At 62.1% G+C, this 6,636-nt stretch carries 6 protein-coding genes and 2 pseudogenes; 2 read left to right on the top strand and 6 right to left on the bottom strand.

The annotated features are described in order from the left end of the window. Nucleotides 1-108: 108 nt before the first annotated feature. From AC1DY5_RS37100 to AC1DY5_RS37075, 6 genes and pseudogenes are all read right to left on the bottom strand, one after another. On the bottom strand, nt 109-267 hold the full coding sequence (locus tag AC1DY5_RS37100) for a hypothetical protein (RefSeq protein WP_478119470.1): 159 nt from the start codon (nt 265-267) through the stop codon (nt 109-111). A 156-nt stretch (nt 268-423) separates the two neighbouring features. Continuing rightward, complete coding sequence (locus tag AC1DY5_RS37095; protein WP_478119469.1) at nt 424-561, bottom strand: hypothetical protein; 138 nt, start codon at nt 559-561, stop codon at nt 424-426. Nucleotides 562-1,162: 601 nt separating this feature from the next. Then, nucleotides 1,163-1,357, bottom strand: a pseudogene (locus AC1DY5_RS37090) (MBL fold metallo-hydrolase); the annotation flags it as partial. Next, nucleotides 1,357-2,328 (bottom strand): Bug family tripartite tricarboxylate transporter substrate binding protein, encoded by a 972-nt coding sequence (locus tag AC1DY5_RS37085; RefSeq protein ID WP_478119468.1) that lies wholly within the window; start codon nt 2,326-2,328, stop codon nt 1,357-1,359. The gene AC1DY5_RS37085 and the pseudogene AC1DY5_RS37090, both read right to left, overlap by 1 nt. 41 nt (nt 2,329-2,369) lie before the next feature. Then, complete coding sequence (locus AC1DY5_RS37080) at nt 2,370-3,320, bottom strand: PDR/VanB family oxidoreductase (protein ID WP_478119467.1); 951 nt, start codon at nt 3,318-3,320, stop codon at nt 2,370-2,372. 3 nt (nt 3,321-3,323) lie between these two features. Further along, nucleotides 3,324-4,400 (bottom strand): aromatic ring-hydroxylating dioxygenase subunit alpha, encoded by a 1,077-nt coding sequence (locus AC1DY5_RS37075; protein WP_478119466.1) that lies wholly within the window; start codon nt 4,398-4,400, stop codon nt 3,324-3,326. A gap of 109 nt (nt 4,401-4,509) precedes the next feature. On the opposite strand from AC1DY5_RS37075, the gene AC1DY5_RS37070 reads away from it, so the two are divergent. Both AC1DY5_RS37070 and AC1DY5_RS37065 read left to right on the top strand, forming a co-directional pair. After that, nucleotides 4,510-5,481, top strand: a complete 972-nt coding sequence (locus AC1DY5_RS37070; RefSeq protein WP_478119465.1) for a LysR family transcriptional regulator — start codon at nt 4,510-4,512, stop codon at nt 5,479-5,481. Between the two features lie 195 nt (nt 5,482-5,676). Beyond that, nucleotides 5,677-5,928 (top strand): annotated as a pseudogene (locus AC1DY5_RS37065) (site-specific integrase); the annotation flags it as partial. Between the last annotated feature and the right edge of the window lie 708 nt (nt 5,929-6,636).

Genomic DNA, 6,636 nt, shown 5'->3' with positions numbered 1-6,636 from the left:
ACTTCGCCCAGCGCGCCGGGGTGAGGCGCAGCGAGCCGCTAGTTGCCTTCTGATCCTCGGGCAGCGTCGGCCGACCTCGGCGCTTCGCCTCCTCACGTTCCTGGTCGGTCATGGCGCGCACCCAAAGCCAATGACCGCGATCGCGTTAGCGCGCTTCTGCTGATCGAGCGCAGCCGGGACGCGCCACCCGATCATCGACTTGAGCAGGCCGGAAGATTCCCAGTAGCGAATAACTGGGCGCATGTGCTGCAGGGCAAATCGGTCCATGGATTAAATGTACCCCATTTATCCTTAATGTGGAAAGTTTTTGGGGTACTTTTATTCTCACAAACCCTAGATAGACCTGCCGGCAGCCTGGACGGAAACATTCCCCCCGCGAGAAGCGATCCCGCCACAGCCCGGAGGGAAAGCCCCCCTCGTCGATCAGGCCGCCTTGAGTGGGACCACCTTGCCGCCCTCGCGCTGCACTGGCGTGTCGCAGTAGTAGTCGGCCCACCCCTGCATCATTGCGACCCGCTTCTTCAGCAGGTCCCGCGGCGGTACGCGGCCTCGGCGCGGCAATGCGCCCGGCGTCGCTCGGCCTGAGCTTCCCTTTCGGGCAGCGATCTTGCCCCTTGAACCTATATCCACATCTGACCGACTGACGGATAGTCGCGATGTGCGCCGAATAGATCGTAGGCGGCAGCGGCGCGCACTTCATGGTCCTAGGGCTGGACCGTCGTCGACATGAAGCAGGACTGGGGCGTCGAATTTCCGTCCCAGAAGAAATGAGTCGAACGAACTTTTGAGGAATGATCATGGGAAGAATTGCACTCTTATCCACCGGATGGATTCTTGCCCTGGTGTCCGGCCTTGCGTCGGCCCAGGTTGGCGGCGGTAGCGAGACCAAATGCGAACTCCAATACAGGACGTACAAGCTGACGGCCGACGCCGACTACCAGTTCTGCGTGACTGCTTCGGGGAATAACTGCCAAGCCCAACTCGATGCGGCTCTCAGGCGTTGCAGCGCTGCCAACGATAGTTGCCAGGACTAGCCTGACTTTCCACGCACCTGAACTTGACTAAGCCGAGCGCGGCGAACTCGCCAGAGGGCCGCCGCGGTGGCTTGGCTTGGGCTGATCCTTCCGCTGCCGTTCTGAGAGATGAGGGCGGGATGACGTTAGCGGACCACGTCGGCCGCCATGGCGGGCGTCGCCTGGGTGTCGGCCACGAACACGCAGTCGTCGCCGATCACGATGCCGGTGTTGGGGTCGCCCTCGGCCGTGTAGGCCCAGGCGTGCTCGGAAATCTGGCTGAAGGTGATCTTCTTTTCTTCCAGGTCGGCCTGGCTGGCGAAGGTCTTGCTCGTCGTATGCATCATTGCGCCTCCACACCCAGATCGCGCATCCGCTTCGTGATCACGTTGAATTCATCCTTGTACGACGCCGCGAACTGCTCGGGCGTGCTGTTCATCACCTCGAAGCCACGGCTGACGAATAGCTGGCTGACATCGGGCGAGCCGACGATGGCGCGAACTTCCTTGGCCAGCTTGTCGATGACAGGCTGCGGCGTCTTGGCCGGTGCCAGCAGGCCGATCCAGACGTTGGTGTCGTAGAGGGGGTCCTTGAAACCCAACTCATTCATGGTCGGGACCTGCGGCAAAGAAGTGGAGCGCTGACGCCCCAACACTGCGAGCGGCACTACCTTGCCCGATGGCACATGCTGCATTGCGCTCGCCACGGACGAAAGGCCGACGTCGATCGTGCCCGATAGCAGGTCGGTCACCACCGGCCCTTCGCCGCGCTGCGGCACATGCACCATGCCGGCACTCAGTCCGCGATTGAGACTCTCGCCGGCCAAGTGGCCGAGACCGCCTACGCCCCAGGAGCCGTAGCTCAGCTTCGCGTCACCCTTGGCCACCTTGGCCTTCAAATCCTCCATGCTCTTGATCCCGGTCCCGGGGTGCGTGGAGATCAGCGCCGGGCTGCGCACCACCTGCGTGACGCCGACGAAATCCTTTTGCGGGTCATAGGCGAGGGTCTTGTACAACGCCGTGTTGTTGATCTGCGAATCGGTGATCGTCAGCAGCAGCGTGTAGCCGTCGGGCTTGGAACGCCCAACCTCTCCTGCGCCGATGGCGCCAGCCGCCCCTGCCTTGTTGTCCACCACCACCGCCTGCCCCATCGATTTCGACAGGCGATCGCCAATGGTGCGCGCGACGAAGTCGGTCGCGCCGCCAGCCGGATAGGGTACGACGATGCGGATCGGCCGCGAGGGGTAGTTTTCCTGCGCCGCGATGGGCAAGGCCAACGTCATCGCTGCGCATGCGGCAGCCATCATCTTGAACATGTTTGTCTCCAGTAGTTGGGGGTTGTGGATGAGGGAAATCGTCAGAGATCGAGGACGAGGACCGCGCTGCGCGCGCGAGATACACAGGGCAGGATGCACTTTTGGGCCTCGCGCTCCTCGTCGCTGAGAACAAAGTCGCGGTGCTCGGCCTCACCCTCGAGCAGTGGTATTTCGCAGCTGCGACACATCCCTTCGCGACACGAGAAGGGCACGCAGACGCCCGCGTCTTCAAGAGCCTCCAGCAAGCTCTGCTGCAGCGGGACCTCAACTTTCTTTCCGCTGCGATGCAGCACCGCAATGAAGGTGCCGTCCGGTGCAGCAGGTGTGGCTTGCTCGAGCGGCGCGAAGCGCTCGAAATGGGTGGCCGCCTTGGCGATACCGACTTCAGTCGCCGCTGCCCCGACTGCGTTCATCAGTCCCTCGGGGCCACAGCAGTAGACGTGGGTGCCCTCAGCGGCACTGCCTAGCCAGCCCGTCAGATCGAGCGGAGTGCCCGCTGCTTCTTGGTCCACATGCAGTTGCACACGGTCGTCATGGCGCGCCAGCGTCCAGGCATAGGCGGCGCGGGCCCGCGTGCGCACGCAGTACAGCAGCTTCCACGGCCTGGCGTTGGCCTCGCACCAGAGAATCATGCTCAGAATGGGCGTGATCCCGATGCCGCCGGCCACGAACACATGCTCGGTCGCGGCCGGGTCGATGCCGAACAGCGCACGCGGCTCACCCACGTCGAGCACATCGCCCACGGCAAGGCGCTGGTGGACGAAGGCCGAACCGCCACGCGAGGCCGGCGCCAAGCCCACCCCGAGCACGTAGCGATGGCGTTCCACAGGCGAGTTGGCCAGTGAATACTGGCGGCACATTTCGCCAGGCAGCCGCAGGTCCACGTGGGCGCCGGCGGTGAAGGACGGCAACTCTGCGCCGTCCTGCGAACGCAACTCCAGGCCGAGCACATCCTGCGCCTCTTGTGTGAGGCGGGTGATGACGAGTTTCATGGCTCAGACCTTGGCGGGTTCGGGCGGCGCCGCGGTGGCACTACGGATTGCAGCTTCTTCGACCGCCTCCTCTTCCAGACGGCGCGAGACCAACCAGCGGAATTGGTTCAGAGCGGCGTCGATTCCGAAGGCCACCATCTTGAAGTCGGGTGCCAGCGCCAGACTCTTTTGCTGCGCGGTGATGATGTCGCGGTCTTCGGCGAACGCGTCCACCACCGACTGGTGGATCGAGCGCGTGACTTCGGGCTTGTCGATGGAGAAGTTGTGAGGATGCGCGAAGAAGTAGTGGGTCGAGTTTTCCGTCTCTGGGGTGATGGCTTGGCAGCCGCGAAATTCAATCCCGCCCTCGCGATTGCCCTCAGCGGCGCCCTGGCCGGTAAGCGCCATGCCGGAGTCCATGAGCAGGGTGGCCGGTATGGTGAAGTTGTAGACGTTCCAACGATCGACCTTGCCGCCCCAATCCTTGACCGCTTTGGCGAACGGCGGAGGTTCGGTGTTGATTGCCCAGCGGGTGATTCGTATCCCGTTGTCGATGCGTTCGACCTTGGGTTGAGCGGCCGCGTAGTCCGCACTGCCACCCAATGTTGTCGGGTGCACGAAGGGAAGATGGGAGAAGTCCAGCAGGTTGTCGCAGATGAGCAGGTAGTTGACGTCGTAGTGGATGTAGCCGTCCAGACTTCGCCAGTGCGGGTCATCCAGCCACTGGGTGTCGGGGATCAGCGCCGGATCGGCCTTGTCCGGGTTGCCCATCCAGATCCAGACCCAGCGGTTTCGCTGCTCCACAGGAAAGGTGCGGACCTTGGCCTGGATAGGAATGCGCTTCTGGGCCGGGGCCTCGATGCACTGGCCGGATTCGTCGAATTTCAGCCCGTGATACATGCAGCGCACGCAATTGCCTTCACGCCGGCCTACCGACAGGGGCGCACCGCGATGGCAGCAGCGGTCCTCCATGGCCACGACCTCGCCGTCGTCCTTGCGGTACATGAGAACGGGCACGCCGATGATCGTGCGGGCGAACAGGCCCTCTTTCGTGACCTCGTTGTCCCAGGCAGCTACATACCAGGTGTTTTTGATGAACATGGGGTGTCTCCTTTTGTCGTTTCGCCGTACTGCGCGACGGCATGGACGAAGATTAGGACTAGGGTTCTCATGTATCAACAACATTGCAGTCATTCTTAGAATGAGCCGTATGCATGCCGAGAACCTCGACCTAAACCTGCTGGCGATCTTCGATGCCATGTTTCGCGAGGCGAACGTCACCAAGGCTGCTCAGGGTCTTGGGTTCACCCAGAGCGCGATGAGCCATGCGCTCAATCGGCTGCGCGCCTTCTTCGACGACCCGTTGTTCGTCAAGGTAGGCAGCCGCATGGAACCCACGCGCAAGGCAGAGGGCATGCGTGGGGCGGTGGTGGAGGTAATGTCCACTGTGCGCCAGCAGATTCTGGCCGGTGCCCGCTTCGAACCTACGCTGGCACGGCGCACCTTTACCCTGTGCATGACCGACATGGGAGAACTGGTCTTCCTGCCCCCCCTGCTTGAGCGTTTCAAGAAGGAGGCCCCTGGATGCTCGCTGCGCACGCTGCAAGTGCCCCTCGAGCAAGTCGAAGGACTGCTCGCCTCAGGTGAGGCCGATCTCGCAGTTGGATCGATCCGCGCTGCGCCCGAGGGACTGTTCCATCAGCGCCTGTTCCTACACTCCTTTGTGACCATCGCGAGCGCCCGTAACAAGGACATCGGCTCCACACTCACGCGGGAGCGTTTCGAAGCAATGCGGCACATCGTGGTCTCGCTCACCGGCCATTCTGCGGAGAGCTACGACAAGGTACTGGAAGATCAAGGTATCCGGCGCACCGTGGCCGTGATGACACCGCACTTCCTGTTAGTTCCGCTCCTGATGGATCGGCATTCGGATCTTCTCGCCACTGTGCCGCGTGAGTTGGCGGAAGTCTTCGCCCGCCTCGGGACGGTTCGCATGTTTGATCCGCCCGTGCCGGTGCCACAGTTCCAACTCAACCAGCATTGGCATCCACGCTTCCATCACGATCCGGCTGTCATCTGGCTCCGTGATGTGATGAAGGGTACGTTTGAACACTACCCGCACATCATCACGAAAGCGGGTCCCCCCGCCGTCAAGAAAAAAAGTCGAACCGGGACGAGATGACACTCAATGCGAAGTCGCTCGCCGACGTGAGACATTGCTGTGAGGGCGCCGCCAACGTCGCACCGGGCACTGGACTAGACCGCTCGCACCGCTCGCGTTAGCCCGCCGCTGAGCCCGCGGCGGATGGCAAGCATTCGCCCCGGTCTATGTTGCGGAGCGAGGCAATTGGCCTCGTTCTTCGACAGGAGCACGATCATGACCCCAGCGACACCAGCGGTCTCTGCGTTGCGCCAACGCATGCTCGACGACATGCGCATGCGCAAGCTCGAACCCAAGACGCAATCCACCTACATTCGCGCGGTACGGCACTCGCCGGCTTTTTTGCAGCGCTCTCCCGACACTGCAACCGCGGAGGATCTGCGGCGCTTCCAGTTGCACATGGTCGATCAGGGCGTCTCGCCGATCACGCTCAATGCAACCATCACCGGCTTGAAGTTCTTCTTTGACAAGGAAGACCCTCGACTTCCACACACCGGCTGAGATGTTCAGCCAAATCGTTGCATCGACCGGTTGAATCCGCACTTGCCAAGCTGAAGTTCAGGGCACGAAGTCGGAAGTCAGCAGTGGGCCCTGACCGCCTTTTCGAGACATTTGGAAGCGGCCGTTGACACGCGCCACGGTCCTGACCAACAGCGATCCGAGCACTGCGCCTGTCCCAGATTTCCTCAACGATGTCGGCGAAAGTCAAGTCCCGAGGTAGACCAGCCTGTCGTAAAGAAAAGCACGAGCGTCAGCTTTGAGCGGTCGCCGACGTTCGCCCAAAAAATTCGATCGGCGGCAACCAGTCTTGACTTGCCCTTCGCATTGCGCAGACCAAGGTCCGCTGATGGCCGATTGTTGCCGGTCGAGCGGTCAGTGCACCCGATTCGAGATCTGGTCTCCAGACCGGCGACCATGGGTCCACCCCACTGCTGTCCAAGACAGGCGAATCCGGCGGATGACATGCTGAACTGACGCGGGTTCCGGACGGCTTGTGTGTGGATTTCAGGATCGTGCCCCCATGGGTGCTGTCCAACATCAAGTGAATGCGAATGCGCCCTGGGGTGATTCGTCGGGATCGGGCGGCGCTGTGAACGGCTCGTCGATCCACGCCATCAGATCACGGTGGGTAAACAGATTCATGCGCAGCAGCGCCACCAGGTTGGCCATGCTCCA

It is taken from the genome of Variovorax sp. P4_D9, from assembly GCF_056401695.1.
This window is presented reverse-complemented; position numbering and strand designations above follow the sequence as displayed.